Annotated in this window: 24 protein-coding genes and 4 pseudogenes; 25 read left to right on the forward strand and 3 right to left on the reverse strand. The window is 67.3% G+C overall.

All coding sequences use genetic code 11. The features are described from left to right. Positions 1-46: 46 nt before the first annotated feature. The 6 genes and pseudogenes from AVS7_RS23090 to AVS7_RS24190 all read left to right on the forward strand — a co-directional run. Positions 47-1,246, forward strand: coding sequence for a site-specific integrase (locus AVS7_RS23090; RefSeq protein ID WP_020230318.1), 1,200 nt, complete (start codon positions 47-49; stop codon positions 1,244-1,246). Next, positions 1,243-2,412 carry a YhcG family protein gene (locus AVS7_RS23095; protein ID WP_024002167.1) on the forward strand — a complete coding sequence of 390 codons (1,170 nt, stop codon included), beginning with the start codon at positions 1,243-1,245 and terminating at the stop codon, positions 2,410-2,412. Before AVS7_RS23090 ends, AVS7_RS23095 begins: the two co-directional genes overlap by 4 nt. Before the next feature lie 325 nt (positions 2,413-2,737). Beyond that, positions 2,738-3,247 carry a DNA repair protein RadC gene (gene radC / locus AVS7_RS23100; protein WP_020230320.1) on the forward strand — a complete coding sequence of 170 codons (510 nt, stop codon included), beginning with the start codon at positions 2,738-2,740 and terminating at the stop codon, positions 3,245-3,247. Between the two features lie 275 nt (positions 3,248-3,522). Further along, entirely contained in the window at positions 3,523-3,915 is a 393-nt protein-coding gene (locus AVS7_RS23105; protein ID WP_015914739.1) for a vacuolar-type H+ATPase subunit A, read from the forward strand. Between the two features lie 299 nt (positions 3,916-4,214). After that, positions 4,215-4,565, forward strand: coding sequence for a DUF2958 domain-containing protein (locus AVS7_RS23110; RefSeq protein WP_015914738.1), 351 nt, complete (start codon positions 4,215-4,217; stop codon positions 4,563-4,565). A 739-nt stretch (positions 4,566-5,304) separates the two neighbouring features. Next, a pseudogene (locus AVS7_RS24190) lies at positions 5,305-5,487 on the forward strand (hypothetical protein); the annotation flags it as partial. Between the two features lie 468 nt (positions 5,488-5,955). On the opposite strand, the pseudogene AVS7_RS25315 reads toward AVS7_RS24190, so the two are convergent. The 3 genes and pseudogenes from AVS7_RS25315 to AVS7_RS23125 form a co-directional block, all read right to left on the reverse strand. Further along, positions 5,956-6,291: pseudogene (locus AVS7_RS25315) on the reverse strand (deoxyribodipyrimidine photo-lyase); the annotation flags it as partial. 13 nt (positions 6,292-6,304) lie between these two features. Beyond that, entirely contained in the window at positions 6,305-6,907 is a 603-nt protein-coding gene (locus AVS7_RS23120; protein WP_020230322.1) for a lipocalin family protein, read from the reverse strand. 18 nt (positions 6,908-6,925) lie between these two features. Next, positions 6,926-7,900, reverse strand: a complete 975-nt coding sequence (locus AVS7_RS23125) for a cobalamin-dependent protein (protein WP_020230323.1) — start codon at positions 7,898-7,900, stop codon at positions 6,926-6,928. Between the two features lie 118 nt (positions 7,901-8,018). Between AVS7_RS23125 and AVS7_RS23130 the strand changes: the two genes are divergently transcribed. The 19 genes and pseudogenes from AVS7_RS23130 to trbL all read left to right on the forward strand — a co-directional run bounded on the left by AVS7_RS23130 (position 8,019) and on the right by trbL (position 24,864). After that, on the forward strand, positions 8,019-9,323 hold the full coding sequence (locus tag AVS7_RS23130) for an NAD(P)/FAD-dependent oxidoreductase (RefSeq protein WP_020230324.1): 1,305 nt from the start codon (positions 8,019-8,021) through the stop codon (positions 9,321-9,323). A gap of 8 nt (positions 9,324-9,331) precedes the next feature. Next, positions 9,332-10,156: a DUF1365 domain-containing protein gene (locus AVS7_RS23135; protein ID WP_020230325.1), complete on the forward strand. Its 825-nt coding sequence runs from the start codon at positions 9,332-9,334 to the stop codon at positions 10,154-10,156. Positions 10,157-10,158: 2 nt separating this feature from the next. Continuing rightward, on the forward strand, positions 10,159-11,379 hold the full coding sequence (locus AVS7_RS23140; protein WP_020230326.1) for a cyclopropane-fatty-acyl-phospholipid synthase family protein: 1,221 nt from the start codon (positions 10,159-10,161) through the stop codon (positions 11,377-11,379). A gap of 77 nt (positions 11,380-11,456) precedes the next feature. After that, complete coding sequence (locus AVS7_RS23145) at positions 11,457-12,017, forward strand: chalcone isomerase family protein (protein ID WP_020230327.1); 561 nt, start codon at positions 11,457-11,459, stop codon at positions 12,015-12,017. Further along, the gene (locus AVS7_RS23150) at positions 12,014-13,333 is read left to right on the forward strand and encodes an MFS transporter (protein WP_024002171.1); all 1,320 of its coding nucleotides are present in this window, start codon (positions 12,014-12,016) and stop codon (positions 13,331-13,333) included. Before AVS7_RS23145 ends, AVS7_RS23150 begins: the two co-directional genes overlap by 4 nt. Further along, positions 13,330-13,866 carry a DUF3833 domain-containing protein gene (locus AVS7_RS23155; RefSeq protein ID WP_020230329.1) on the forward strand — a complete coding sequence of 179 codons (537 nt, stop codon included), beginning with the start codon at positions 13,330-13,332 and terminating at the stop codon, positions 13,864-13,866. Before AVS7_RS23150 ends, AVS7_RS23155 begins: the two co-directional genes overlap by 4 nt. A gap of 4 nt (positions 13,867-13,870) precedes the next feature. Then, on the forward strand, positions 13,871-14,653 hold the full coding sequence (locus tag AVS7_RS23160; protein WP_020230330.1) for an SDR family NAD(P)-dependent oxidoreductase: 783 nt from the start codon (positions 13,871-13,873) through the stop codon (positions 14,651-14,653). Between the two features lie 2 nt (positions 14,654-14,655). Continuing rightward, positions 14,656-15,168, forward strand: a pseudogene (locus tag AVS7_RS23165) (nuclear transport factor 2 family protein); the annotation flags it as partial. Then, a pseudogene (locus tag AVS7_RS25320) lies at positions 15,155-15,340 on the forward strand (LysR family transcriptional regulator); the annotation flags it as partial. The pseudogenes AVS7_RS23165 and AVS7_RS25320, both read left to right, overlap by 14 nt. 13 nt (positions 15,341-15,353) lie before the next feature. Beyond that, complete coding sequence (locus AVS7_RS24195) at positions 15,354-15,581, forward strand: EexN family lipoprotein (RefSeq protein ID WP_024002173.1); 228 nt, start codon at positions 15,354-15,356, stop codon at positions 15,579-15,581. Positions 15,582-15,797: 216 nt separating this feature from the next. Next, positions 15,798-17,807, forward strand: coding sequence for a conjugal transfer protein TraG (locus AVS7_RS23170; RefSeq protein ID WP_020230333.1), 2,010 nt, complete (start codon positions 15,798-15,800; stop codon positions 17,805-17,807). Then, complete coding sequence (locus AVS7_RS23175) at positions 17,804-18,268, forward strand: ribbon-helix-helix protein, CopG family (RefSeq protein ID WP_020230334.1); 465 nt, start codon at positions 17,804-17,806, stop codon at positions 18,266-18,268. The genes AVS7_RS23170 and AVS7_RS23175 overlap by 4 nt, the downstream gene beginning before the upstream one ends. Next, positions 18,265-19,314, forward strand: a complete 1,050-nt coding sequence (gene trbB, locus AVS7_RS23180; RefSeq protein WP_020230335.1) for a P-type conjugative transfer ATPase TrbB — start codon at positions 18,265-18,267, stop codon at positions 19,312-19,314. Before AVS7_RS23175 ends, trbB begins: the two co-directional genes overlap by 4 nt. Then, positions 19,311-19,688: a TrbC/VirB2 family protein gene (locus AVS7_RS23185; protein WP_034691484.1), complete on the forward strand. Its 378-nt coding sequence runs from the start codon at positions 19,311-19,313 to the stop codon at positions 19,686-19,688. Before trbB ends, AVS7_RS23185 begins: the two co-directional genes overlap by 4 nt. After that, positions 19,685-19,957 (forward strand): VirB3 family type IV secretion system protein, encoded by a 273-nt coding sequence (locus AVS7_RS23190; protein ID WP_020230337.1) that lies wholly within the window; start codon positions 19,685-19,687, stop codon positions 19,955-19,957. Before AVS7_RS23185 ends, AVS7_RS23190 begins: the two co-directional genes overlap by 4 nt. Before the next feature lie 14 nt (positions 19,958-19,971). Then, entirely contained in the window at positions 19,972-22,443 is a 2,472-nt protein-coding gene (gene trbE / locus AVS7_RS23195) for a conjugal transfer protein TrbE (protein ID WP_020230338.1), read from the forward strand. Next, the gene (gene trbJ / locus AVS7_RS23200; protein ID WP_015914706.1) at positions 22,440-23,195 is read left to right on the forward strand and encodes a P-type conjugative transfer protein TrbJ; all 756 of its coding nucleotides are present in this window, start codon (positions 22,440-22,442) and stop codon (positions 23,193-23,195) included. The genes trbE and trbJ overlap by 4 nt, the downstream gene beginning before the upstream one ends. Positions 23,196-23,206: 11 nt before the next feature. Continuing rightward, positions 23,207-23,515 (forward strand): hypothetical protein, encoded by a 309-nt coding sequence (locus AVS7_RS23205; protein WP_015914705.1) that lies wholly within the window; start codon positions 23,207-23,209, stop codon positions 23,513-23,515. Beyond that, positions 23,512-24,864: a P-type conjugative transfer protein TrbL gene (gene trbL, locus AVS7_RS23210; protein ID WP_020230339.1), complete on the forward strand. Its 1,353-nt coding sequence runs from the start codon at positions 23,512-23,514 to the stop codon at positions 24,862-24,864. Before AVS7_RS23205 ends, trbL begins: the two co-directional genes overlap by 4 nt. The last annotated feature ends 9 nt before the right edge of the window (positions 24,865-24,873 follow it).

A 24,873-nucleotide genomic window follows, 5' to 3' on the forward strand; every position in this document is an offset into this window, starting at 1 on the left:
GGCCCCTACAAGGCTCCTGGGAATCCGGTCTTTCCGAGGAGTCATCATGGCGAAAATCAAGCTCACTAAGTCCGCAGTCGATGCGGCACAACCGCAGGCGCAAGCCGTCGAACTCCGGGACACGCTGGTGCCCGGCTTCTTGTGCAAGATTACACCAGCGGGCCGCAAGGTGTTCATGCTCCAGTACCGCACGAACGCCGGCGAGCGGCGCAAGCCCGCATTGGGCCTGTACGGGGAACTGACCGTCGAGCAGGCCCGTTCGCTGGCCCAGGAATGGCTGGCCGAGGTGCGCCGGGGCGGCGACCCCAGCGCGGCCAAGGCCGCCGCCCGTTCAGCCCCCACGGTCAAGGAGCTGTGCACCAAGTTCATGGAGGACTACTCCAAGCAGCGCAACAAGCCCAGCACCCAGCGCGGGTATCAGGCCGTCATCGACCGCTGCATCGTTCCGATGCTGGGCCGTTTGAAGGTTCAGGACGTGAAGCGGCCGGACGTGGCCACGGCGATGAAGAAGATGGCCCACAAGCCCGCCGAGGCCAACCGTGCTTTCAGCGTGATGCGCAAGATGTTCAACCTGGCCGAGGTGTGGGGCCACCGGCCTGACGGCACCAACCCTTGCCGCCACGTCCCGATGTATCCCAACGGCAGGGCTACCCACCTCATCAGCGACGAGGACATGGGCAAGCTGTTTCGGCGACTGGAGCACATCGAAGCCGAGGGTCTGGAGAACTACGTCATCCCGCTGGCGATCCGTCTGCAATTCGAGTTCGCCGGCCGCCGCTCCGAAATCGTGACGCTCCAATGGGATTGGGTGGACATGGACAACCGCCGCGTGGTCTGGCCGGACAGCAAGACGGGTGGCATGTCCAAGCCCATGAGCGAGGAAGCCTATCGGCTGCTCTCAACGGCGCCACGGCAGGAAGGCATTCCCTACGTGCTGCCGTCTCCAAGCCATCCGGGCAAGCATCTGACCACGGGCGAGTATTACAACGGCTGGAGCCGCGCCCTCAAGGCGGCGGGCGCCACGCACGTCGGCACGCACGGTATCCGCCACCGTTCTGCGACCGACATTGCCAACTCGGGCATCCCGGTCAAGGTCGGCATGGCGCTGACGGCGCACAAGACCGTGGCGATGTTCATGCGCTACGTCCACACCGAGGACGATCCGGTGCGCAAGGCGGCTGAACTGGTGGCGAACCGGCGCAAGACGATCACCGAGGCGCAACGTCCCGCAGAGGTGGCAGCATGATCAAGAAGACGCCTGCGGCGGCGGGAGCCGCACCCGCCGCTTTGCCTGCCGGCTACGCCGGCATCCACAGCGGCATCGTGGAGCTGCTTGGCGCTGCGCGCCAGGCGGCGGCACGCAGCGTCAATGCGCTGATGACGGCGAGCTATTGGGAGATTGGCCGCCGCATAGTGGAGGCCGAGCAACAGGGCAAACGACGTGCGGGTTACGGTGAGCAGTTGATGGAGCGACTGTCCACTGATTTGACCGCGCAGTTTGGGCGGGGCTTTGGCGTGAACAACCTGGAGAACATGCGGCGGTTCTTCCTCGCATACCCTGTCTCCGAGATTTCCCAGACACTGTCTGGGAAATTGGACAACGAGCTGCCCGACGAGAAATCCCAGACAGTGTCTGGGAAATTGAGCCTCGCCGAGCTGGCACAGGTGTTCACGCTGCCGTGGTCGGCCTATGTGCGGCTGCTGGTGGTCAAGGACAACCATGCCCGGCGCTTCTACGAAGCCGAGGCACTGCGCGGCGGCTGGAGCGTGCGCCAGCTTGACCGGCAGATTGGCAGCCAGTTTTACGAGCGCACCGCCTTGTCCAAGGATAAGGCGGCGATGCTGGTCAAGGGAGCGGTGGCGAGGCCCGAGGATGCCGTCACGCCCGACGACGCGATCAAAGATCCGTATGTGCTGGAGTTCCTGAATCTCAAGGACGAGTATTCGGAATCCGATCTGGAGGCCGCGTTGATCCAGCGGCTGGAGGATTTTCTGCTGGAGCTGGGCGAAGGCTTCACCTTCGTCGGCCGGCAGCGGCGCTTGCGCATTGACCAGACCTGGTATCGGGTCGATCTGCTGTTCTACCATCGCAAGTTGCGTTGCTTGGTCATCATCGACTTGAAGCTGGGCAGCCTGACCCATGCGGACGTGGGCCAGATGGACATGTATTGCAACTACGCCAAGGAGCATTGGGCCTATCCCGATGAGAACCCGCCCGTGGGGTTGATTCTCTGTGCTGACAAGGGCCATGCGCTGGCGCGGTATGCCTTGGAAGGTTTGCCGACGAAGGTGATGGCGGCGAACTACCGTACCGTGTTGCCAGATGCCGAGCTGTTGCAGAAAGAGCTGGAAACCACGCGGCGCTTGCTGGAGTCGCGTGTGGTGAGGCAGCCCAAGAAGCTCCGGCAATAACCGGGCGTCCCGGCGTGCCGCCGTCGGGCTCTCGGGCTGCGCCCCGCGCTTCGTGCCGAATCGCGGCCATCCGGCTTTGATCCCTGGCGCCTCCGGCCCTCTCGGGCCTGCGCGCTGCGCTTGCCCAAAGGCGGGTGTGTGCAGTGGGCGGGGTGTAGGCGGTCTTGCTGTTCCCTTCACCGTATCACGGCGTTCTCGCCGTCAAGGGCGGCGCGCGCGGGTGCGCGCTTGCGTCCTGGCGGCCGTCTGCGACCCCTGACTGCTTGCGCTGCGCCGTGCTCCCGACGGTTCCGGGCAATTCCGCCCGAGCAACCGGAGCACGATCATGTCGCAACTGTCCTTTTCCTCGTTCGATGCCTCGCTGATGGTGCGTGATGCGCAGGGCCGCTACCTGCTGGCGACGACTGACCAGATTCTGGAGGCCGCGCGCCAGGCCATCGAGCACAAGATGCAGCGCGGTGCCTCGTTCACTTCACCGGCGGCGGTCAAGGAGTACCTGTGCGCCAAGCTGGCCGGCTACGAGCACGAAGTCTTTGCGGTGCTGTTCCTCGATTCGCAGCATCGCCTGATCGAATACACAGAGATGTTTCGCGGCACCATCGACAGTGCATCGGTGTACCCGCGCGAGTTGGTCAAGGAGGCACTGCGGCTCAATGCGGCGGCGGTCATCGTGTCGCACAACCATCCGAGCGGGAACCCGGAGCCAAGCGCGGCCGACCGGGCGCTGACCCAGCGGCTCAAGGAGTCGCTGGCGCTGGTGGACGTTCGCACGTTGGATCACATCGTCGTCACGGGCAGCAGCACCACGTCATTCGCCGAACGCGGCCTGATCTGACCGAGGGGGCTTCAGCCCCCTTTTTGCTGCGTCCGGCAGCGCAACTCCGGCCCGCGCGGGCCTGCGCGCTTCGCTTGCCGAAAGCCGAGGAGCATGGAGGTGTGAGGGAGGCGGTCTTGCTGTTCCCTTCACCGTATCACGGCGTTCTCGCCGTCAAGGGCGGCGCGCGCCTTGCGCGCTGGCGTCCTGGCGGCCGTCTGCGACCCCTGACTGCTTGCGCTGCGCCGTGCTGGCGACGGTTCCGGGCAATTCCGCCCGTGCAACCGGAGATCGTCATGAACGACAAATCACACGTTTCACTCGAACAGCATGTTTGCCTCGTTTGCGGCACGGCGTTCGATACCGGCGCCATCCTGCTGGACAAGCGCCTGCGCGCGAGCATGGAGCGCCATACGGCGACCGGCTGGGGTCTGTGCCCCGAGCATCGGAAGCTGGCCGACGATGGCTTCGTCGCGCTGGTCGAATGCGATCCGCAGCGCAGCGGTTCGCAGGCCGGTGGCCGCATGAAGCCCGAGCAGGCGTACCGGACGGGGCGGCTGGCGCACCTGCGGCGCACGGTGTTCGCGCAGATGTTCAACGTGCCGATCGCGGACGAGCAGGCTTGCGTGTTCGTCGAGCCTGGCGTGATCGACCAGTTGCAGTCGATGACGGCATCGGCGGCGAACTGATCGCGCCGGACAGCCTTCGGTGCGTCGTCCCTGCGGGGGCGGCGCACTTTTTTTCTGCTGCGCCCGGTGCCGGTTCCTCCGCGCCTGCGGCGCTGCGCGCTTCGCTTGCCAGTCCGTGCCTTTGTTGGAGGGTGGCGGCTTGCTGTTCCCTTCATCGTGCCACGGCGTTCGCGCCGTCAAGGGCTGCGCGCCGAGGGCGCTTGCGTCCTGGCGGCCGTCGTTGCCCCCTGACTGCTTGCGCTGCGCCGTGCCCCGGAAGGGTCGGGCAATTCCGCCCGGCAACCTTTCAGGAGTTCACCATGAACCACGCACTCATCACCGACGAGCAGCGCATCGTGCTGCTGGCCAATGGCCGCGAATCCTTGCAGAACCCGGACTTCGATCCGGCCCCCATGGTCAAGCTGTTCACGCCGGATGCTGGCGCGACCTGGCTGCTGACCGAGATTGATCCCGATGACCACGACCACGCCTTCGGCCTTTACGACCTGGGGCTGGGTGAGCCGGAAATTGGCTGGGTCAGCCTGGGTGAGCTGGCGACGGTGCGCGGCGGGTTGGGCCTGCCGATTGAGCGCGACCTGTCTTTTCGGGCCGAGAAGCGGTTGAGCGCCTATGCGCACGATGAGCGGCTGGCCGGGCGGGTCATCGTCTGACCCGGCCCTGGGGGCGTCGCGGGACGCCCCTTCGCATCGCGCCCACGAGGCGCGATGCCTGCGCGCCTTCGACTTGCTCTCCAGGGGAAAGCCCTGCGGGCTATCCCCGCCGCGCAGGCTTGGCGCCCCTGAACACCGCCGACCCGGCTACGCCGGATCGGCCAGACCACGGCAGTCGCTGTCGAACCTGTTTCCCGATGACTAGCACATGAGCTTGTGCATCAAGCATTGAAGTCCGGGCGTCCCCGGCCCCCTGCGAGATGGCCGGTCGCGCTGTCGTGCTGCGCATCGACCCCCCTGCGGGGTTTCGCCCCTGTCGGGCTTCCATCGTTCCCTCGCTCCGCTCGGCTGACGCCTCCGGCCCGGCTTCCAGCTTCGGGCCTGCGCGCTTCGCTTGCCGTGCGGTCGGCGTGTGGGAAGGCCGTTGCCATGTCCAGCCGTCTTCCCTGACTTCATCACCTTGTCCGCGACTGTAGCCCGCGCCCGTGCGCCGTCAAGGCGCGCAGGGCCGTGTCCTCGGCTGCGCCTGCGGGCCGCACCCACCCCGCGCTTGTTTCCTTGACGGCACCCGTTCGCGCGCTCCTGACCGTCGCGGGCGATGAACTCAGGAAAGACGGTGGCAACAGGGCCAACCGGGTTCCTCGTGCCAACCGCACAGAACAGCCGAAAGGCTGGGCTCCGAATCTAGGAATCCGGTGTGCGGCTTGAACAGCAAACCCTTTTCGTCAGGAGAAAGACCATGCAACTCGCATCCCGTTTCGCTTCCCGCTCCCCCTCGCTGCGCAGCGATTACCCGCTGACCGATGACCAGATTCACCGCGTAGCGCCGTCCATCTTCGCGGACGCGCCGCATGAGAGCCGTTCGCAGCGGTACGCCTACATCCCCACCGCCGCCGTGCTGACCGAACTGCGCAAGGAAGGCTTGGCGTACATGCGCCGCCTGCTGTGCGTCCTGCAACTTGAGCTGCACTTGCCGTTGCTGCGTGGCCTGCACCGCTTCGCGCATGCCCAGGCAGCCCAGCGCCAGATAGGGCGACAGGCGCGAGCAAGCCGTGGGCGCCGTCAGCGGCGACGAGATGCCGCCGCGGTAAAAGGCTGCGCGTGCGTGCAGAAAGTCATGCAGCACCTGCTGGCCCGGCGCGCGCCCACCGCGCTGGCGCTGGGGCGGGTCGTGGGCATCAGACAGCCCCATGGTCTCCGGTGCGGGCCACGTGTCGCGCCACGGTAAGCAAACGGATCGCAGGCTCGCCGGCAGCGGCGGCGGCAGGCAGGGTGCCTGCATATGCGCCTGCCACAGGCCGTGCCACTGCTCACGCGAGGGAAGGCGCCGCACCACCCCGTGCTGCGGCCATTCCTGCCAGGCCACGCCCTGCCGGCGGCACCAGCGGGCCACGGCCAGGTCACGGGCATAGGTGGCGCCATTGCCGGTTTCCTCGTGCGATACCAGGCGCGCAAAGGGCTGCAGCGCGTACAGCCGGGCCAGCACCTCGGGCGTTTCGCCCACGGCCAGTTGCAGCCGCGCGCCGCAACTGCGCAATTGCTGCGCCAGGTCGCGCAGGCTCTCGCGCAGAAACTGGTAGTGCTGCAGCGCACTGTCTGGCTGCGCCCACAGGCTGGGCTCCAGCACGTACAGGCACAGCACCGGGCCGTGCGCGGCGGCATGTGCCAGCGGGGCATGGTCGTGTACCCGCAAGTCGCGCTTGAACCAGACGACGGTGTAAGCCATGGCCTGCTTACGCTCAGTGTGCGGGATCCTGGCGCTCGTGCGGTACCCAGATCAGCGACGAGGTATCGACGCCCAGCGCCTGCGCCCGCGCCACGATGGCGTCGCGCTGCGCGGCGGGCAGCTGCTTGTCGCGCGCCAGAATCCAGCAGTAGTTGGTGTCCGGCCCCAGCACCAACGCCCAGCGGTAGTCCGGGTCCAGCGCGGCGACGTGGTAGCCGCCGTAGAACGGCCCGAAGAAGGATACCTTGAGCGAGCCCGTGGTGGGCGCGCCGGTGAACAAGGCCTTGCCCACGGCCTCGCGCCACTGGCCGGTGGCGGGCGCATAGCCGCGGTTGACCACGCGCACGCTGCCGTCAGCCTGCGCGGTGTAGGTGGCAGTGACATCGGTCATACCGCGCTCGAACGCGTGATCGAGCCGCGCCAGTTCGTACCAGCGGCCCGCGTAGCGCTGTACGTCAAAAGGGGTGACGGCCGTGACGCCGGGCGGCGGGCGCGTGCTGGCGCAGCCGGCCAGCAGCAGGCCAGTGCCGACCACCAGCAGGGCCAGCAGCCCGAGGCGGTGGCGGCGCGACAGGGGGGTGCGTGCGCTGGCTAACGTGCGTGCAATGAACTGCATGGCCAATCCTTCCTTCGGTCAATGGGCGTGGCGCCACTGCGCCACCAAGGGCTGCAAGCCCGACAGATGCTGTACGGCGCTGATGCCAGGCAGCGGCCATTGGTGTAGGGCGGTACACGCGCCGCCCACCCACAGTGCGGTGGTGGCCGGCAGTTGGGCGCGCAGCTCGCGCAGGCTGGTCTGCACCACGGCCGCCTTGTGCAGGTTGCTGAAGCTCAGCGCCACCACATCGGCGCGATGCGCCAGCGCCGCCTGGGCGATGTCGGTCAACGGGGTCTGCGTGCCCAGCGACACACAGGTGCAGCCCTCCAGCGCCAACAGCGCCTCGACCATCAGCAGTCCCAGGCTGTGCTGCTCTTGCGGCACGGTGGTGAGCAGCACCTTGGGGCCTTGTGGCACGGGCTGCGGGGTCAGCGAGGCGATGGCATGGCGCAACACGCCGGTGATGACCTCGGTGTACAGATGTTCTTCAAAGACTTCAAAACGCCCCTGCGCCCAGGCTTCGCCCACCGCCGTCGTCAGCGGCGCCACCAGATCGGTCACGAAGGGGGCCAGCCCCATGCGCAACTGGGCATGGCTGAGGCCGTGCCGCAGGGCGCGCGGGTCGTGCGTGCCAATGGCGTGAAGCAGCGCCTCAATCAGGGGATCAGCGCCTGCATTGTCCATGATTGTCTTGGACAAAATGACAGCCGATACCGGGGCGTGCTGCGTCAACAGGTCTTGCAAAGCAGCCTGACCCAGGCCGACCACCTTGCCAGGGCGCAAGCCGGAATCGAGCAGCCGGCTAATCAGCTTGAGCTGCTGCACCTGCTCCAGGCTGTACAGCCTGTCGCCCGAGGAATCACGCGACGGCGTGGGAAACCGATAGCGCCGCTCCCACACGCGCAGCGTGTCCTTGCCCAGGCCGGTTTCGCGTTCGACAGCGGCAATCGGCAGCCCGGCATTGCCGGGCGCGGGCGGTGTCGTGACGGTCGGAGGGGTCAGTGAATTCATGGCGATTGGGGCTGGTTCGCTTAATTGTCTAGGACAAAAATGTTCTTGTCTAGTACATTACGCCACAGGAGCAGCGCAACCGTGCTGCACGGGCAAGCATCACGGATCGGAAAAGTCCATGAAAGTCGCAGTCATTGGATCGGGCATTTCGGGCCTGGCGGCCGCACACCGGCTGCGCGGGCAGGCGCGGGTCACGCTGTTCGAGGCGGGTCGCTACTTCGGCGGCCACACCCACACCGTGGATGTGTCCTTGCCCGATGCGCATGGCCAAACCGTGACGCACGGGGTGGACACCGGCTTTCTGGTGTTCAACGAGCGTACCTACCCCGGCTTGATCGCGCTGCTGGACGAGTTGCAGGTGCCCACGGCCGCGTCGGACATGTCGTTTTCCGTCCAGGTGCCGGGCGCGGGCGCGTTGGGCGCCGGGGCGCTGGAGTGGAGCGGCTCCAGCCTGGCCACCGTGTTTGCCCAGCGGCGCAACCTGCTGCGCCCGCGCTTTTTGGGGATGCTGTCGGAGCTGCTGCGCTTCAACCGCCTCTGCACCGCGCTGGCCGACAGTGGCCAGGAGCAGGCGCTGGCCCAGCCGCTGGGTGAGTTTTTGGACCAGCACGGCTTTGGCGCGGCGTTTCGCCACTGGTATTTCCTGCCCATGCTGGGCTGTATCTGGAGTTGCCCGACCGATCAGATGCTGCGCTTTCCCGTAGCCACCATGGTGCGCTTTTGCCACAACCACGGCCTGATCCAGGTGCAGAACCGGCCGCAGTGGCACACCGTGGCGGGCGGGGCGCGGCAGTATGTGCATGCCATCCTGGACGGCCTGGATGCGCGGCTGCAAACCCCTGTAGAGCGCATCGAGCGCAATGCCGCCGGTGTATTCATCCGCACTGGCAGCGGCGTGGAGCACTTCGATGCCGTGGTGCTGGCCGTACACAGCGACCAGGCCTTGCGCCTGCTGGCGCGGCCCAGCGCCGCCGAGCAGCAGGTGTTGGGCGCCATCCGCTACCAGCCCAACCGCGCCGTACTGCACACCGACACCCGCGTGATGCCAGGGCGCCGCGCCGCCTGGGCGGCATGGAACTACGAGCGCGCAGCCAACGGCACGCAGGAGTCCGCCCGCGTCTGCCTGCATTACTGGCTCAACCGCCTGCAGCCGCTGCCGTTTGCGCAGCCGGTGCTGGTGTCGCTCAACCCCGTGCGCGGCATCGACCCGGCGCGGGTGCTGGGCGCGTTCGACTACGACCATCCGGTGTTCGACCTGGGGGCGCTGGCCGCGCAAAAGCAGCTGCCGCTGCTGCAAGGCGCGCAGCACACCTGGTTTGCGGGCGCATGGACGGGCTATGGCTTTCATGAGGATGGCCTGCAGTCGGGCTACCGCGCCGCCGATGCGCTGCTGGCGCAACTGCGCCGGCGGGAGGCGGCATGACCCCGGCAATGCACCTGGCCGCCCCGGCGGGCAACGTGCCGCACATCGGCTTTGGCCATGTGTGGCACACCCGGCTGCGCCCGCGCCGCCACCGCTTCATCGTGCCCACCTTCTTTCTGCTGCTGCCCATGCGCACGCTGCGCGGGCGGCCCGAGGCAGCGGGCGTGCTGGCGCTCAACCGCGCGGGTGCGCTGTCGTTTCGCGACGCCGACCATGGCGGCGGCAAAAACCCGCGCCAGGGCGGCGCGCTGGCCTGGCTGGAGACGCTGCTGCAGGCCGAGGGCATCACCGATGCGCAGGGCGAAATCTGGCTGCAGTGCTACCCGCGCGTGCTGGGCTACAGCTTCAAGCCGGTGAGCTTTTGGTACTGCCACCGCCAGGACGGCAGCCTGCGCGCCATCGTGGCCGAGGTGAACAACACCTTTGGCGAGCGCCACGCCTACCTGCTCGACCACCCGCACTACGGCCAGGAGCTGCGGGCGCGCAAGGCCTTCCACGTCTCACCGTTTTGCGCCATCGATGGCGGCTACCGCTTTGAGTTTCGCCGGAGTGGGGCCGACGGCCTGCAATCGGCGCGCGTGCGCATCGACTACCACGACGCCGAGGGCCCCGTGCTGCTCACCGGCATGGCCGGGCGGCTGGAGCCGCTCACCGCCGCCAGCCGCCGCCGCGCGCTGTGGCGCTACCCCCTGCTGACGCTGGGCGTGATGGCCCGCATTCTCTGGAACGCCTTGCTGCTGTGGCTCAAGCAGGTGCCGTTCCACACCAAGCCCCAGGCGCCGGCGATGCCTGTGTCCCGTTCATCTTCCCGCTCATCTTCATCCGACCACTGACCATGATCACGACCACCACCGCGTTTCAACTTCCACTGCCAGCCGGCCTGCCGGCCCCTGCGCGCCACGGCCTGCGCCTGCTGCAGCGCCTGCAGCACGGCACGCTGCACCTGGAGCTGCCCGACGGCAGCACGCTGCAACTGGGCCAGGGCAGCCAGCCGCACGCCAGCCTGCGCCTGCACGATTGGCGGGTGTTTGGCGCGGTGCTGCGCTCGGGCGACATCGGCCTGGCCGAGGGCTATATCGATCAGCACTGGAGCTCGCCGCACCTGGGTGACTTGCTGCGCCTGCTGATGGCCAACCGCGACGCGTTGGAGTCGCTGGTGTACGGCGCCTGGTGGGGGCGGCTGGCCTACCGGCTGCGCCATCTGCTCCACCGCAACACGCGCACCGGCAGCCGGCGCAACATCCAGGCCCACTACGACCTGGGCAACGCCTTCTACCAGTTGTGGCTGGACCCGAGCATGAATTACTCGTCCGCCTGGTTCCAAGGTGACCTGGCGGGCGATTTGACCGCCGCGCAGCATGCCAAGGTGCGCCGCGCACTGCACAGCGCCGGCGTGCAAGCAGGCAGCCGGGTGCTGGAGATCGGCTGCGGCTGGGGTGCGCTGGCCGAAATGGCGGCGGGCGAGTTCCAGGCCCATGTGACCGGCGTGACGCTCTCCAACGAGCAACTGGCGTTTGGCCAGCAGCGCTTGCAGCGCGCCGGGCTGGCGGCCCGGGCCGAGCTGCGCCTGCAGGACTACCGCGACATCCAGGACGCGCCGTTCGACGCCATCTGCTCCATCGAAATGGTCGAGGCCGTGGGCCAGGCCTACTGGCCCAGCTACTTTGGCACCGTGGCGCGCTTGCTCAAACCGGGCGGGCGCGCCTGCGTGCAAAGCATCGTCATCGACGACGCGCTGTTCGAGCGCTATGTGCAGGGCACGGACTTCATCCAGCAGTACGTCTTCCCCGGCGGCTGCCTGCCCAGCCCGGCGCGCTTTCGCGCGGCGGCGCAGCAGGCCGGTCTGCGCGTGGTGGAGGAGCTGGCCTTTGGCGCCGACTACGCCGAGACCTTGCGCCGCTGGCACCGCCAGTTCACCCAGCAGCATGCCCAGGTGCTGGCGCAGGGTTTTGATGCGAAGTTCCTGCGCACCTGGGAGTTCTACCTCGCGTACTGCGAAGCCGCCTTCGACAGCGGCAGCATCGATGTGGTGCAGTACACATTGGTGAAAAATTAAAAAATGATAGCTGCCAGCGCTTGATGCATATGCCTTACCGCCTGATTTCACCATTGATTTACCTGGCGAGAGTCCGCGTGCTGGCCGCAGCGGTGGCCATGGGGGTGGCTGTTGCCAGCGCGGGCCCTGGCGTATCGGCAGCGGACGCATCGGCCCCGCCCGCCTTCATACACCAGGCGCTGCCCGATGCAACGCTGTGGGGCCAGGGGCAGATGCGATTTTTCGGGCTGCGCATCTACGACGCGCGCCTGTGGGCCGGTCTGCAGTTTGAAGCGGCCGACTTTGGCGCCTACGCCCTGGCCCTGGAGCTGACCTACCACCGCGCCTTTACCGGCGCCGCCATTGCCCAGCGCTCCATCGAGGAGATCGAGCGCCAGGGAGATCTGGCGCCAGCGCAGGCCCAGCGCTGGCAAAGTGCGCTGGCCGCCGTACTGCCCGACGTGCAGCCGGGCGAGCGCCTCACGGGCCTGTACCAGCCTGGCCTGGGAATGCGCCTGTGGCGCGGCCAGCAGGCCCTGGGTGCGATTGACGACGCCGAGCTGGCACGCCGCTTTTTCGGCATCTGGCTGTCGCCACGCACGTCAGAACCCGGCCTGCGCAGCGCCTTGCTGGCGCGCAAGCCAGGAGCCGGGCCATGACCCACCCCTTGTCATGGAACCCCTCGCAAGTGCTGCCCTGGCGCGACGGGCTGGCCTACGGGCTGCTGGGCTTGCCGCTGGCCTTTGCCGCGCTGCCGCTGTACGTGGTGCTGCCGCACTATTACGCCAGCAACCTTGGCCTGCCGCTGGCCAGTGTGGGGGCGCTGCTGCTTCTGGTGCGGCTGATCGATGCCGGGGCCGAACCGCTGCTCGGGCGCCTGAGCGACCGGTTGTACCGCCGCACCGCGCACACCGTGCTGTGGGTAGTTGGCGCATCGGCGCTGCTCTTGGGCGGCGGCATGGCGGGGCTGTTTTTTCCGCCGGTGCAGGGGCCGGGGGCACTGGCGGCGTGGATGGTGGCAGGCCTCTTGTTCACCTGCCTGGCGCACAGTCTGCTGGTCATCGCCCACCAGGCCTGGGGGGTGCGCCTGGGGGGTGACACCGTGCAGCGCAGCCGCATCGTGGCCTGGCGCGAGGGGCCGGGCCTGCTCGGCGTGGTCACGGCCAGCGCGCTCTCGGTGGCCTGGGGCGCGGGCACCATGCTGGGCGTGTTCGCACTGGCATTGCTGGCCGGTTGGCTGGCGCTGTGGCAGGCGCCGCGTCCGCCGTTTTCAGCCGCGCCGCAGGAGGGGCATGAGGGACGGGAGCCGCGCTATCGCCAACTTTGGCTGCCGCTGACCCAGGCGCCCTTCCGCCGTCTGCTGGCGGTGTTTCTGTGCAATGGCATCGCCAGCGCCATACCAGCCGCGCTGATGTTGTTCTTCGCCCAGGATCGGCTGCAGGCTACGTCGCCGCAGATTGCGCTGTTCCTGGTGCTGTATTTCGTCAGCGGTGCGCTGTCCATGCCCGGTTGGCTGCGGGTGGTGCGCCGCTTCGGGCTGGAGCGGGCGTGGCTGGCCGGCATGTTGCTGGCGGTGGCCTGCTTTGGCTGGGCGGCCGCGCTGCAGGGCGGGCAGGTGGCGGCATTTGCCGTGATCTGCGTGCTGTCGGGCGCGGCGCTGGGCGCCGACCTGGCCGTGCCCGGCGCACTTCTGGCCTTGCTGATCGAGCGCAGCGGCGCACAGGGAACGAATGACGGTGCCTACCTGGGCTGGTGGAACCTGGCCACCAAGCTCAACCTGGCGCTGGCCGCCGGGGCCACGCTGCCGCTGCTGCAATGGCTGGGCTACATGCCGGGCAGCCAGGATCCGCTGGCACTGCAACGCCTGGCATGGATTTATGCGCTGCTGCCGTGCGCGCTCAAGCTGATGGCGGCCTGGTTGCTGCATCGCCTGTTGATCACCTCTCGAAACCCACCCCAAGGAGTGACACCATGAACACACGCCGCCATGTCTTGCTTGCCCTGCTCGCGGGCTCGGCTGTGCTGGCCGGCTGCGCGAGCCCCCAGGTGAGCGACTACGCCCAACAGCGCCCCAAGCTGGAGCTGGATCGATATTTCAATGGCCGCATCCGCGCCCACGGCATCTTTCAAAAGCGCGGCGGCGAGGTGGTGCGCCGCTTCATCGTGGTCATGGACTGCCACTGGGAGGGCAACCAGGGCGTGCTGGACGAGGCCTTCAGCTATTCCGACGGCAGCACCCAGCGCCGCGTCTGGCGCCTGACCAAGCACGCCGATGGCCGCTACACCGGCCGTGCCGACGACGTGGTGGGCGAGGCCGAGGGGCAGGAATCGGGCAACGCCTTCCGCTGGAACTACACGCTGCGCCTGCCGGTGGACGGCAAGGACTACGACGTGCAGTTTGACGACTGGATGTTCCTGGTCGATGAGCGGGTGATGCTCAACCGCGCCACCATGAGCAAGTTTGGCATCACGCTGGGCGAGGTGCTGCTGTCTTTCACCAAGGACTAACGCCGTGCCCCTCAACCCCCCCATCACCGACTGGCGCGGCCAACGCGTGTGGCTGGTCGGTGCGTCCAGCGGCATCGGGCGCGCGGTCGCGTCGCTGCTGCACGCACGTGGCGCGCAGGTGTGCGTGTCGGCGCGTCAGCAGGCCTTGCTCGATGCCTTCGTGCGCGAGCACCCCGGCAGCCAGGCGCTGGCGTTGGATGTGACCGACGCGCAGGCCGTCGCCGGCGCGGCGCAGCAGCTGTTGGCGGGCGGCCTGCTGGATTTGGTCTGCTACTGCGCCGGCCACTACCGCCCCATGTCGGCTGGCGCGCTGGACTTGCCCGAGCTGCTGCAGCACCAGAGCGTGAACGTTACGGGCGCGCTGCACGTGCTGGCCGCCGTGGTGCCCGCGTTGCTCCAGGCCGCCGGCGCTGGGCGCGCGCCGCACCTGAGCCTGGTGGCCAGCGTGGCCGGTTGGCGCGCCTTGCCACAAAGCCTGGCCTACGGGCCCACCAAGGCGGCGCTGATTAACCTGGCGGAAAACCTGTTTCTTGACCTGCGCCCTCAGGGCGTGGGCGTCAGCCTGATCAACCCCGGTTTCGTCGATACCCCGCTGACGGCGCAAAACCAGTTTTCCATGCCGGCACTGCTCACGCCGGAGCAGGCGGCACAAGCCATCGTGCGCGGATGGGAGCGGGGGCAGTTCGAGCTGCACTTTCCCAAGCGCTTCACGGGCGTGCTCAAGCTCATGCGTTGCCTGCCGTACCGCTGGTATTTCCCGCTGGTGCACCGTTTCACGGGGCTTTGAGCATGCGCGTTTCCACCCCGATCGTTTGCGGCGACACCCAGGCCACAGCGCAGGCCGCCACCCAGCGGCTGATTGCGCTGTACGAGCAGCTCTCGCCGGCGCACCTGGCCACGCTGGACGCCTATTACGCGAGCGATGCGCACTTCAAAGACCCCTTCAACGACGTGCGCGGCGTGCCCGCCATCGCGCAGATTTTTGCGCACATGTTCGCCACGCTGGATCAGCCCCGTTTTGCCGTCACCCAGCACATCGTGCAGGGCGACCAGGCCTTTCTGGGCTGGGAGTTCCGCTTTCGCATGCGCCGCTGGCGCCCGCAGGTGGAGCAATGCATCCACGGTGCCACCCTGGTGCGCTTTGACGCCCAGGGCCGCGTGGCGCTGCACCGCGACTATTGGGATGCCGCCCAGGAGCTGTACGAGAAACTGCCCGTGCTGGGCGGCCTGATGCGCTGGCTGCGCCGATCCGCCTCGGCTACTTCAACCACCAAGGTGCCCCATGCTTATCGCTTCCAGCCGCGAGCCAGGTGTCGTGGCTCGACGCCTGGCGGGCACGCCCCCCATGCTCACGACCTATCTGCTGCGCAGCCATGCGGAGCCTTCCGAGGTGCTGGCTCGGTTCATCGAACGAGTGGCCTTCATTGATTCGGCGGATAGCCTCGACGCCGAGGACTCCTACCCCATCCAATGAAAGGACTGGAACCATGAACAAAGTGATGTTGCTGATGTTGGCCGCCACCTTGACTGCATGCGGCCCCTCTCACCCCTCGGAAACCGTGGACACGCTCGTCGCCAATCCCGAGCGCATCAAGGAGATTCAACGGCAATGCAAGGAAGATCGCACAAAGGTCGGCGACGAACTTTGTGTGCGTGCCGCCGAAGCTGCCAATCGGCGTTTCTTCGGGGATCGGCCCGAGCAAAAATCCAAGTAGTCCCTTCGCAGTCGTTTCGCAGCGACAAACTTCTCGCTGTTACCTAACCACGCCGCAATGCGCTCGCGCTTGCGGCGTTTTTATTACTTTCGCCCCTGCAAGAAATCTGGCTTTTTCGGCCTGAATTCCCGCCATAACGGCCTTTGACCGGCCTATCCGCGCGCCTTGATCCTCGGTGCTGCGGCACCTCCGTGTGTCGTGATCGGAGGCGAGGTTATGCAAGGGACGAACGTGCTGTTCGGTCAGATTGCCGTGGTATTCGGCATCGTGATCGCCGGCGTGTGGGCGGCCACACAATGGACAGCCGCCGCCCTGGGCTATCAGCTACGCCTTGGCTCGCCCTGGTTCGACTTCTTCGGTACGCCGGTCTATCACCCCTGGCGGCTGTTCGAGTGGTGGTTCTTCTTCGATGCCTACGCGCCGCGCGTCTTTGACATCGGCGGCGCCATCGCGGGCGGCAATGGCTTGGTGGCCGTGCTGGTTGCCATCGGCATGTCGATTTGGCGCTCGCGCCAATCGCGCTTGGTCACGACCTACGGCTCGGCACGCTGGGCGAACGCGGATGACATTCGCAAGGCTGGCCTCACGCAGCCGGCCGGCGTGTTCCTCGGTCAGCATGATCGCCAGTACCTGCGCCATGAAGGCCCGGAACACGTCCTGACCTTCGCGCCCACGCGCAGCGGCAAAGGTGTCGGCCTGGTAGTGCCGACCTTGTTGAGCTGGCCTGCGTCCGCCGTCATCCACGACATCAAGGGCGAGAACTGGAGCATCACCGCAGGTTGGCGCTCGCGCTTCTCGCACTGTCTGCTGTTCAACCCCACCGATGCGAAGTCGGCAGCCTACAACCCGCTGCTGGAAGTCCGGCGTGGCGCGCATGAAGTGCGCGACGTGCAGAACATCGCGGACATCCTGGTCGATCCCGAAGGCGCGCTGGAGCGGCGCAATCACTGGGAGAAGACTTCGCACGCGCTGCTGGTCGGGGCCATTCTGCATGTGCTTTATGCCGGCGAGGACAAGACGCTACGCGGCGTCGCTAACTTCCTTTCCGATCCGGCTTGCCCATTCGAGCTGACGCTGCATCGGATGATGACCACGCCGCACCTCGGCGATGGGCCGCATCCGGTCGTCGCATCGGCGGCGCGTGAAGTCCTCAACAAGAGCGACAACGAACGCTCGGGCGTGCTGTCCACGGCCATGTCGTTCCTCGGCCTTTACCGCGATCCCACGGTGGCCGAAGTCACGTCGCGCTGCGATTGGCGCATCGCCGACCTGATTGCGGCCGAGCATCCGGTGTCGCTGTATCTGGTGGTGCCGCCTTCGGACATTTCGCGGACGAAGCCGCTCATTCGCCTGATCCTCAACCAGATCGGGCGGCGCCTCACGGAATCGCTCGATGGCTCCGACGGCATCGATCGCCGCCACAAGCTCCTGCTGATGCTCGACGAGTTCCCGGCGCTGGGGCGCCTCGACTTCTTCGAGACGGCGTTGGCCTTCATGGCCGGCTATGGCATCCGCAGCTTCCTCATCGCCCAAAGCCTGAACCAGATCGACAAGGCGTATGGGCAGAACCATTCCATCCTCGATAACTGCCATGTCCGCGTGACGTTTGCGACGAACGACGAACGCACGGCCAAACGGATTTCCGAGACGCTGGGCACGGCTACCGAGCTACGCGCACAGCGCAACTACGCGGGCCACCGGCTCGCGCCGTGGCTGGGGCACCTGATGGTGTCGCGCCAGGAAACCGCGCGCCCGCTGCTGACGCCGGGCGAAGTGATGCAGCTTCCGCCCGACGAAGCCGTGGTGATGGTGTCCAGCGTGGCGCCCATCAAGGCCAAGAAGCTGCGCTACTACGCGGACACCAATTTCAAGCGGCGGGTGCTGCCGCCGCCCGTACTTGCGGCCGGGCGCTATGCCGACGTGCCGCCCTCGCGGGCCGACGACTGGAGCGGGCTGGCGATTCCCGCCGTGCCTGCCGCACCGGCCACTGCACCTACTGATGACCTGGAGCACTTGGGTTCGGCCGACGACGGCGGCCCGCGCCGTCAGCCCGAACTTTCCGAAGCCGTCGCCTACGACCCCGAGCTGGCCGCGTCCGCAGCCGACCTCGGGTTGCTCGATGACGACGACGACCTGCCGCTTCCCCTTCCTCGCCAGCTTGATCCGGCCATGCAGCGCACGGCCCGGCTGGCTTCCCTCGACCCCAACGACGGAATCGAGCTATGAGCCACTACCGCCTCAACCTGTTCATCCAGCCGGAGCAAGCCAAGCGTCTGGACGAGCTGGCCGCCAAGAAAGGCGTGTCCAAGTCGTCCATCGTCGCCGCTGCCTTGGCGTCCTGGCTATCGCCGGACGCGGCAGACCAGCGCGAGGCCGCCATCGCCAAGCGGCTTGATCGCCTGTCGCGCCATGCCGAGCGCATGGAGCGCGACCAGAACATCGCCATCGAAACGCTGGCGCTGTTCATCCGCTACTACCTCACGGTCAGCGCGCCAGTTCCCGAGGCGCACCAAGAAGCGGCGCGCGCCCAGGGCAAGGCGCGCTTCGAGCAGTTCGTGGAGCAGTTGGGCCGTCACCTGATGCGCGGACGCAGCCTGGTGCGCGACGTGGTGGAGGAACTGCATCCCGATCCGATGCGGATGGATGACGCGGCGGCAGTTGCCGAAGCGCAGGAGCGCGCCTCATGAGCGCCGCGCCTTCGTCCTTCGCCACCTCGCTCGACCGCCGCATCCAGATGCTGCGCACGGCAATGGGGCCGCTGATCGCTGCCGCGCTCGAAGACCCGGACGTGGTGGAAGTGATGCTCAACCCCGACCGGACGTTATGGGTGGATCGCCTGTCCTCGGGCCGCGCGCCGATGGGCGTGGAGCTGTCCGAGGCCGACGGCGAGCGAATCATCCGCCTTGTCGCCGCCCACGTTGGCGCAGAAGTACATCGCGGCCAGCCGCTGCTGTCCGCCGAACTGCCCGAAACCGGCGAACGCTTCGAGGGCATCTTGCCGCCGGCAGCGCCGGGGCCGGCCTTCGCATTGCGCAAGCGCGCCATCGGCGTGATTCCGCTGGAGCGGTACGTCATCGACGGAATGATGGCCAGCGCGCAGGCGGGCTTTCTCGTTCGCGCCGTGCGCGAGCGGCAGAACGTGTTGATCGCCGGGGCTACCAGCAGCGGCAAGACCACGCTCGCCAATGCGCTGCTGGCCGAGATCGCCGCGACGGGCGACCGCGTGCTGGTACTCGAAGAGACGGTGGAGCTGCAATGCGCGGCCCGCGACCACGTGCCGCTGCGCACGCGCGCGGGCGTGGTGTCCATGACCGAGCTGGTGCGCTCGTCCATGCGCCTGCGCCCGGATCGCGTCGTCGTTGGCGAAGTGCGCGGCGCCGAGGCGCTGGATCTCATCAAGGTGTGGGGCACGGGCCATCCGGGCGGCATCGCCACGATCCATGCCGGCTCCGCGCTCGGCGCGCTGCTGCGCCTGGAGCAACTGATTCTCGAAGTGGCGGTGAACCCGCCCCGTGCGCTGATCGCGGAAGCGGTCAATGTGGTGATCCACATCGCCGGGCGCGGACGCAAGCGCCGCATCGAGAGCATCGCCCGCGTCGTCGGCTTCGACGGCGTGGGCTACCGACTGGCGGATGCGATGGAAACACCGTTTCCCGAGCTGCCGCCACTTCCCGATGCCGCATCCGCTGCGGCGACTTCCCCATCCCTCGACCTTTCTGGAGAACTGCCATGACGCACGTTGATGCTTTCCGTATTTCTGTAAATCCGCTTCCCCGGCCCGCGCGGTTGGATGGCCTGGCTCGCCCGACTATGCAAGGCTTGATGCTCGCTGCCTTCATGCTGCTGCTTGCGGGCACTGCGCAGGCCGCTGGCTCGTCGATGCCCTGGGAAGGCCCGCTGCAATCCATCCTCGAATCCATCCAGGGGCCGGTGGCGCGCATCGTCGCGGTCATCATCATCATCGCCACGGGCCTGGCGCTGGCCTTCGGCGATACCTCGGGCGGCTTTCGCAAGCTGATCCAGATCGTGTTCGGCCTGTCCATCGCGTTCGCGGCTTCGAGCTTCTTCCTGTCGTTCTTCAGCTTCTCCGGCGGGGCCGTCGTATGAGTGCCCCGGACACCTTCGCGGCCGGGTTCGAGGTGCCGCTGCATCGCTCGCTCACCGAGCCGATCTTGCTAGGCGGCGCACCGCGCACCGTGGCGATCGCCAACGGCACGTTGGCCGCCGCTGTCGGGCTGGGCCTGCAACTGTGGATTCCCGGTGTCGTGCTCTGGATCGTCGGCCATTCGCTGGCGATGTGGGGCGCGCGCGTCGATCCGCAGTTCATGGCCGTGTTCGCGCGGCACATCAAGCACCGCCCGTTGCTGGACGTGTAGGGGAGGACGCCGCGATGCTGAACCTCGCCGAATACCGCCAGCGCCCGGCCTTGCTCGCCGACTGGCTGCCCTGGGCCGGACTGGTGGCGCCGGGCGTCGTCTTGAACAAGGACGGCAGCTTCCAGCGCACGGCGCGCTTTCGTGGCCCCGACCTCGACAGCGCGACGCAAGGCGAGTTGATCGCCACGTCGGCGCGCTTGAACAACGCGCTGCGCCGCCTGGGTTCGGGCTGGGCGCTGTTCATCGAAGCCGAGCGCCGGTCTGCCGCCGACTACCCGCACTCCGATTTCCCTGAACCGCTGTCCTGGCTGGTCGATGAAGAACGCCGCGCCGCTTTCGAGGATTCGGGCAACCACTTCGAGAGCAGCTATCACCTGACGCTGGCCTACCTGCCGTCCGAGGAATCCCGTGCCCGCGCCGCGGGCCTGCTGTATGAAAACCGGCCCACCGAAGGCGTGGATTGGCGCGAACGGTTGCACGCCTTCGTCGCTGAAACGGATCGCATCTTCGACCTGCTCGATGGCGTGATGCCGGAAATCGCGTGGCTCGATGACAGCCAGACGTTGACCTACCTGCATTCGACCGTCTCGACGCGCCGCTACCGCGTGGGCGTGCCCGAGGTGCCGTTCCACATCGACGCGCTGCTGACTGACTCCGCGCTGGTCGGTGGCCTGGCACCCATGCTGGGCGATCAGCACCTGCGCGTGGTGTCGGTGCGCGGTTTCCCGACCTCGACCTGGCCGGGGATTCTGGACGACCTCAACCGCCTGGGCTTCGCGTATCGCTGGAGTACGCGCTTTCTGTGCCTGGACAAAGCCGAGGCGGAAAAAGAACTCACGCGCCTGCGCCGCCAGTGGTTTGCGAAAAGGAAGAACGTCATCGCGCTGCTGCGCGAGACGATCTTCCAGCAGGAAAGCCCGCTGGTCGATACCGACGCCAACAACAAGGCCGCCGACGCCGATGCTGCCTTGCAGGAACTGGGCAGCGATCAAGTCGCCTTCGGCTACCTGACGGCGACCGTCACCGTCATGGACGCGGACGCCGCCGTGGCCGACGAGAAGCTGCGGATGGTGGAGCGTGTGATTCAGGGCCGGGGTTTCGTGACGATCCCCGAAGCGCTCAACGCCGTGGATGCGTGGCTGTCCTCGCTCCCCGGCAATGCATACGCCAACGTGCGCCAGCCCATCGTCTCGACGCTGAATCTGGCGCACATGATGCCGGTGTCGGCGGTATGGGCCGGGCCGGAGAAGAACGATCACCTCGACGGCCCGCCGCTGATCGTGACGCGCACCGATGGCGCCACGCCGTTCCGACTGGTGACGCACATCGGCGACGTGGGCAACACTCTGGTGGTTGGCCCCATCGGCATGGGCAAGTCGGTGCTGCTGGCGACGATGGCGATGCAGTTCCGCCGCTATCGCGGCTCGCGCATCTTCGCCTTCGACATGGGGCGCTCGATCCGTGCGGCCATCCTGGGAATGGGCGGCGAGCACTACGACCTGGGCGCGGATGACGAGATCGCCTTCCAGCCGCTGGCTCGCATCGACCGCGAGGGCTACCGCACCTGGGCCAGCGAATGGGTGGAAGGCCGCCTGCTGCACGAAGGCGCGGCCGTCGGCCCGGACGAGAAGGCGGCCATCTGGTCTGCGCTGGGGAGCTTGGCCAGCGCGCCGGTGGAGCAGCGCACGCTGACGGGCCTGACGGCCTTGCTGCAATCGAACACCTTGCGCCAGGCACTCGCGCCCTACGTCCTGGGCGGTGCGCACGGCAGGCTGCTGGATGCCGACCACGACCGCCTCGGCACGGCCGACGTGCAGGCGTTCGAGATGGAGGAGCTGATGCACAGCAAGGCCGCTGTGCTCGCGGTGCTGCGCTATCTGTTCGCGCGCTTCGAGGAGCGGCTGGATGGTGCGCCCACGTTGCTGATCCTTGATGAAGCGTGGCTGTTCCTCGATGACCCGGTATTCGCGGCGCGCATCCGCCAGTGGCTCAAGACGCTGCGCAAGAAGAACGTCAGCGTCATCTTCGCTACGCAGTCGCTCGCGGACGTGAAGGACTCGGCCATCGCACCCGCAATCATCGAAAGCTGCGCGAGTCGGATTTTCTTGCCGAACCCGCAAGCGACCGAACCGCAGATTCGCACGATCTACGAAGGCTTCGGCCTCAACAGCCGACAGATCGAGATTGTCGCCACCGCGCAGCCCAAGCGCGACTACTACTACCAATCCCGCCTCGGCAACCGCGTGTTCGACCTCGACCTGGGGCCGGCGACGCTGGCCTTCGCGGGCGCTTCCACGCCGCAAGACCAGCGCGCCATTGATGAGGTTCTTGGCCGCGTGCCGCAGGACGCTGGCGTGTCCGGCTTCGCGGGCGCCTGGCTGCGCCATCGCGGCCTCGATTGGGCGGCTGACCTGCTGCCCTCGTTCCCCGGCCTCGCGCCGGGTTCCCTCCGTACCGCTGACCACCCCCAGGAGAACCAACCATGAAATTGCATACCCCCAAACTCGCCGCGCTGACCGCTGCCTGCGTGCTCGCCTTCGGCATCGCACAGCCTGCGCACGCGCTGTTCGGCGTCGGCGACATCGTGCTCGATCCGACCAATCTGGTGCAAAACACGCTCACGGCGGTTCGCACACTGGAGCAGATAAATAACCAGATCCGCCAGCTCCAGAACGAAGCGCAAATGCTCATCAACCAGGCGCGCAATCTGGCCAGCCTGCCGTCCAGTGTGGTCGGCCAGTTGCGCGAGAACCTGGCGACCACCCAGCGACTGATCGCGCAGGCCAAGGGCTTGGCCTACGACGTGACAAGCATCGACCGCGAATTCGCGCGTCTGTATCCCGAGAAGTACGCCGCCACGGTGAGCGGCAATCAGATGTACCTCGATGCGCAGGAGCGTTGGAAGAACACGCTCAACGGCCTGCAAACCACCATGCAGATGCAGGCCCAGGCGTCGCAGAACCTGAGCGATGACGAAAGCGTGCTGGCCGACCTCGTGGGCAAGAGCCAGTCGGCCGAGGGCGCGCTGCAAGCGATGCAGGCCATGAACCAATTGCTGGCCTTGCAGGCCAAGCAGTCCATCCAGACGCAGCGGCTCCAGATCACGCAAGACCGCGCGGCCTCGCTGGAACTGGCTCGGCAAGCGGCGGCCACGGAGCGCGGACGCGAGGTGACGCGCCGTTTCCTGGGTGAAGGCACGCCGTACACGCCGCAGCCCGTCAATTTCTACAACCGCTGACGGAGGCTGCCATGCAACGCACGCCCGTCGTGTTTGCCTTCGCCGTTCATGCGCTGGTGCTGGCCGGCTGTGACCGGCCGCAGCAGGTGCCGGTGAACGCGCTCGCCGCCGACCCGGCCCGGCTGCACGCGCTGCGCGCGCACGACGGCGCGTTTTGCACGCAGGTGGCTCAAGCCGACCTGCGGCGCTTTCTCTCGGGCCAGGCCGGGCCGGACGAGTACCAGACGCTGGCCGACCTGCCGCCGATCCCACCCAGCTTCGATGAACCCGCCGATGGCGGTGCGGCAGTCGCTCTGCTTGGGCAGGAGGCCTCGCCATGAACGACGTGACGGTCATCGACCGCTTCCTCGACACCTTCTCGCGCTACATCGACTCGGGCTTTGGCCTGTTGCACGGCGAAGTGGCGTTTCTGACCGCCACGCTGATCGTCATCGACATGACGCTCGCCGGGCTGTTCTGGGCGATGAGCCATGCCACCGGCCAGGGCGAGGACGTGATCGCCAAGCTGATCCGCAAGGTGCTGTACGTCGGCGCCTTCGCCTACATCATCGGCAACTTCAACTGGTTGGTCGGCATCGTGTTCCGCTCCTTCGCCGGGCTGGGCCTGACGGCCAGCGGCTCGACCTTGAGCATGGAGAACTTCCTGCAACCGGGCCGGCTGGCGAAGGTCGGCATCGACGCCGGGGCGCCGATCCTGAAACAGATCGGCGACATGGCGGGCTTTCCCGAAGTGTTCGTGAACATCACGCCCATCGTCGTGATGTTCCTCGCGTGGCTGATCGTCCTGCTGTGCTTCTTCGTGCTGGCGATCCAGCTTTTCATCACGCTGATCGAGTTCAAGCTAACAACGCTCGCGGGCTTCGTGCTGGTGCCGTTCGCGCTGTGGAACAAGACGGCGTTCCTGGCCGAGAAGGTACTTGGCAACGTGGTGTCGTCAGGCATCAAGGTGCTGGTGCTCGCGGTCATCGTCGGCATCGGCTCCGGGCTGTTCGCCGAGTTTCAGGTGCAGCCGGCCGAGCCATCCATCGACTACTCCGTGGTCGTGATGCTGGCCTCGCTGACGCTGCTGGCCTTGGGCATTTTCGGGCCGGTCATTGCGACCGGGCTGGTGTCCGGCGGCCCGCAGCTCGGCGCGGGTGCGATGGCCGGTGCCGCGCTGGGCGCGGCCGGTGCTGCTGTTGCCGTGGGCGCTGCGGCCACGGGCGTCGGCGGCGCGGTCGCCGCCGGGGCACGCATGGCGCCCGCAGCCGCCAAGCTGGCCGGCAGCGGAGCGCGGGCCGCTACCGGAGCGGCTAGCAGCGCACGGTCAGCGTTTCAGGCGGGTTCTGCATCCGCCGGCGGCGGCCTCAAGGGCGCTGCCGCTGGTGTCGGCAATGTCGCCAAGACCGGCGCGCAGGCGACCGGGCAGAAGGTGGCCGAGGGCGCACGCTCGATGAAAGAGCGTGTCGCCGCTGCCTTCCGGCCCGACGACACCGGATCGGCGTCGGGGGCCGGGGCCGCGCAGGCGGCAAACGAGCCAACCCCATCCACTGCGCAGCCTGCCTGGGCCAAGCGCCTGCATCGCAGGCAGCAGCTCACCCATGCCGCGACGACCGCCGCCCACACGCTGCGCGGTGGCGACGGTGGCAGCTCCAGCCAAGGCCCGACCTTGCGCGATTCCGATTCATAAGGAGAACTC

It is taken from the genome of Acidovorax sp. MR-S7 (genome assembly GCF_000400995.2).
Taxonomy (GTDB): Bacteria; Pseudomonadota; Gammaproteobacteria; order Burkholderiales; family Burkholderiaceae_C; genus MR-S7.

Excerpts from the sequence above, each read along its gene's own strand:
- AVS7_RS23190 (WP_020230337.1), top strand. The coding sequence starts at position 19,685 with ATGAGTGCCCCGGACACCTTCGCGGCCGGGTTCGAGGTGCCGCTGCAT.
- AVS7_RS23130 (WP_020230324.1), top strand. The coding sequence starts at position 8,019 with ATGAAAGTCGCAGTCATTGGATCGGGCATTTCGGGCCTGGCGGCCGCA.
- AVS7_RS23155 (WP_020230329.1), top strand. The coding sequence starts at position 13,330 with ATGAACACACGCCGCCATGTCTTGCTTGCCCTGCTCGCGGGCTCGGCT.
- AVS7_RS23120 (WP_020230322.1), bottom strand. The coding sequence starts at position 6,907 with ATGCAGTTCATTGCACGCACGTTAGCCAGCGCACGCACCCCCCTGTCG.
- AVS7_RS23135 (WP_020230325.1), top strand. The coding sequence starts at position 9,332 with ATGCACCTGGCCGCCCCGGCGGGCAACGTGCCGCACATCGGCTTTGGC.
- AVS7_RS23125 (WP_020230323.1), bottom strand. The coding sequence starts at position 7,900 with ATGAATTCACTGACCCCTCCGACCGTCACGACACCGCCCGCGCCCGGC.
- AVS7_RS23140 (WP_020230326.1), top strand. The coding sequence starts at position 10,159 with ATGATCACGACCACCACCGCGTTTCAACTTCCACTGCCAGCCGGCCTG.
- radC (WP_020230320.1), top strand. The coding sequence starts at position 2,738 with ATGTCGCAACTGTCCTTTTCCTCGTTCGATGCCTCGCTGATGGTGCGT.
- AVS7_RS23205 (WP_015914705.1), top strand. The coding sequence starts at position 23,207 with ATGCAACGCACGCCCGTCGTGTTTGCCTTCGCCGTTCATGCGCTGGTG.
- AVS7_RS23185 (WP_034691484.1), top strand. The coding sequence starts at position 19,311 with ATGACGCACGTTGATGCTTTCCGTATTTCTGTAAATCCGCTTCCCCGG.
- AVS7_RS24195 (WP_024002173.1), top strand. The coding sequence starts at position 15,354 with ATGAACAAAGTGATGTTGCTGATGTTGGCCGCCACCTTGACTGCATGC.
- AVS7_RS23105 (WP_015914739.1), top strand. The coding sequence starts at position 3,523 with ATGAACGACAAATCACACGTTTCACTCGAACAGCATGTTTGCCTCGTT.
- trbJ (WP_015914706.1), top strand. The coding sequence starts at position 22,440 with ATGAAATTGCATACCCCCAAACTCGCCGCGCTGACCGCTGCCTGCGTG.
- trbL (WP_020230339.1), top strand. The coding sequence starts at position 23,512 with ATGAACGACGTGACGGTCATCGACCGCTTCCTCGACACCTTCTCGCGC.
- AVS7_RS23170 (WP_020230333.1), top strand. The coding sequence starts at position 15,798 with ATGCAAGGGACGAACGTGCTGTTCGGTCAGATTGCCGTGGTATTCGGC.
- AVS7_RS23090 (WP_020230318.1), top strand. The coding sequence starts at position 47 with ATGGCGAAAATCAAGCTCACTAAGTCCGCAGTCGATGCGGCACAACCG.
- trbE (WP_020230338.1), top strand. The coding sequence starts at position 19,972 with ATGCTGAACCTCGCCGAATACCGCCAGCGCCCGGCCTTGCTCGCCGAC.
- AVS7_RS23175 (WP_020230334.1), top strand. The coding sequence starts at position 17,804 with ATGAGCCACTACCGCCTCAACCTGTTCATCCAGCCGGAGCAAGCCAAG.
- AVS7_RS23095 (WP_024002167.1), top strand. The coding sequence starts at position 1,243 with ATGATCAAGAAGACGCCTGCGGCGGCGGGAGCCGCACCCGCCGCTTTG.
- trbB (WP_020230335.1), top strand. The coding sequence starts at position 18,265 with ATGAGCGCCGCGCCTTCGTCCTTCGCCACCTCGCTCGACCGCCGCATC.
- AVS7_RS23110 (WP_015914738.1), top strand. The coding sequence starts at position 4,215 with ATGAACCACGCACTCATCACCGACGAGCAGCGCATCGTGCTGCTGGCC.
- AVS7_RS23150 (WP_024002171.1), top strand. The coding sequence starts at position 12,014 with ATGACCCACCCCTTGTCATGGAACCCCTCGCAAGTGCTGCCCTGGCGC.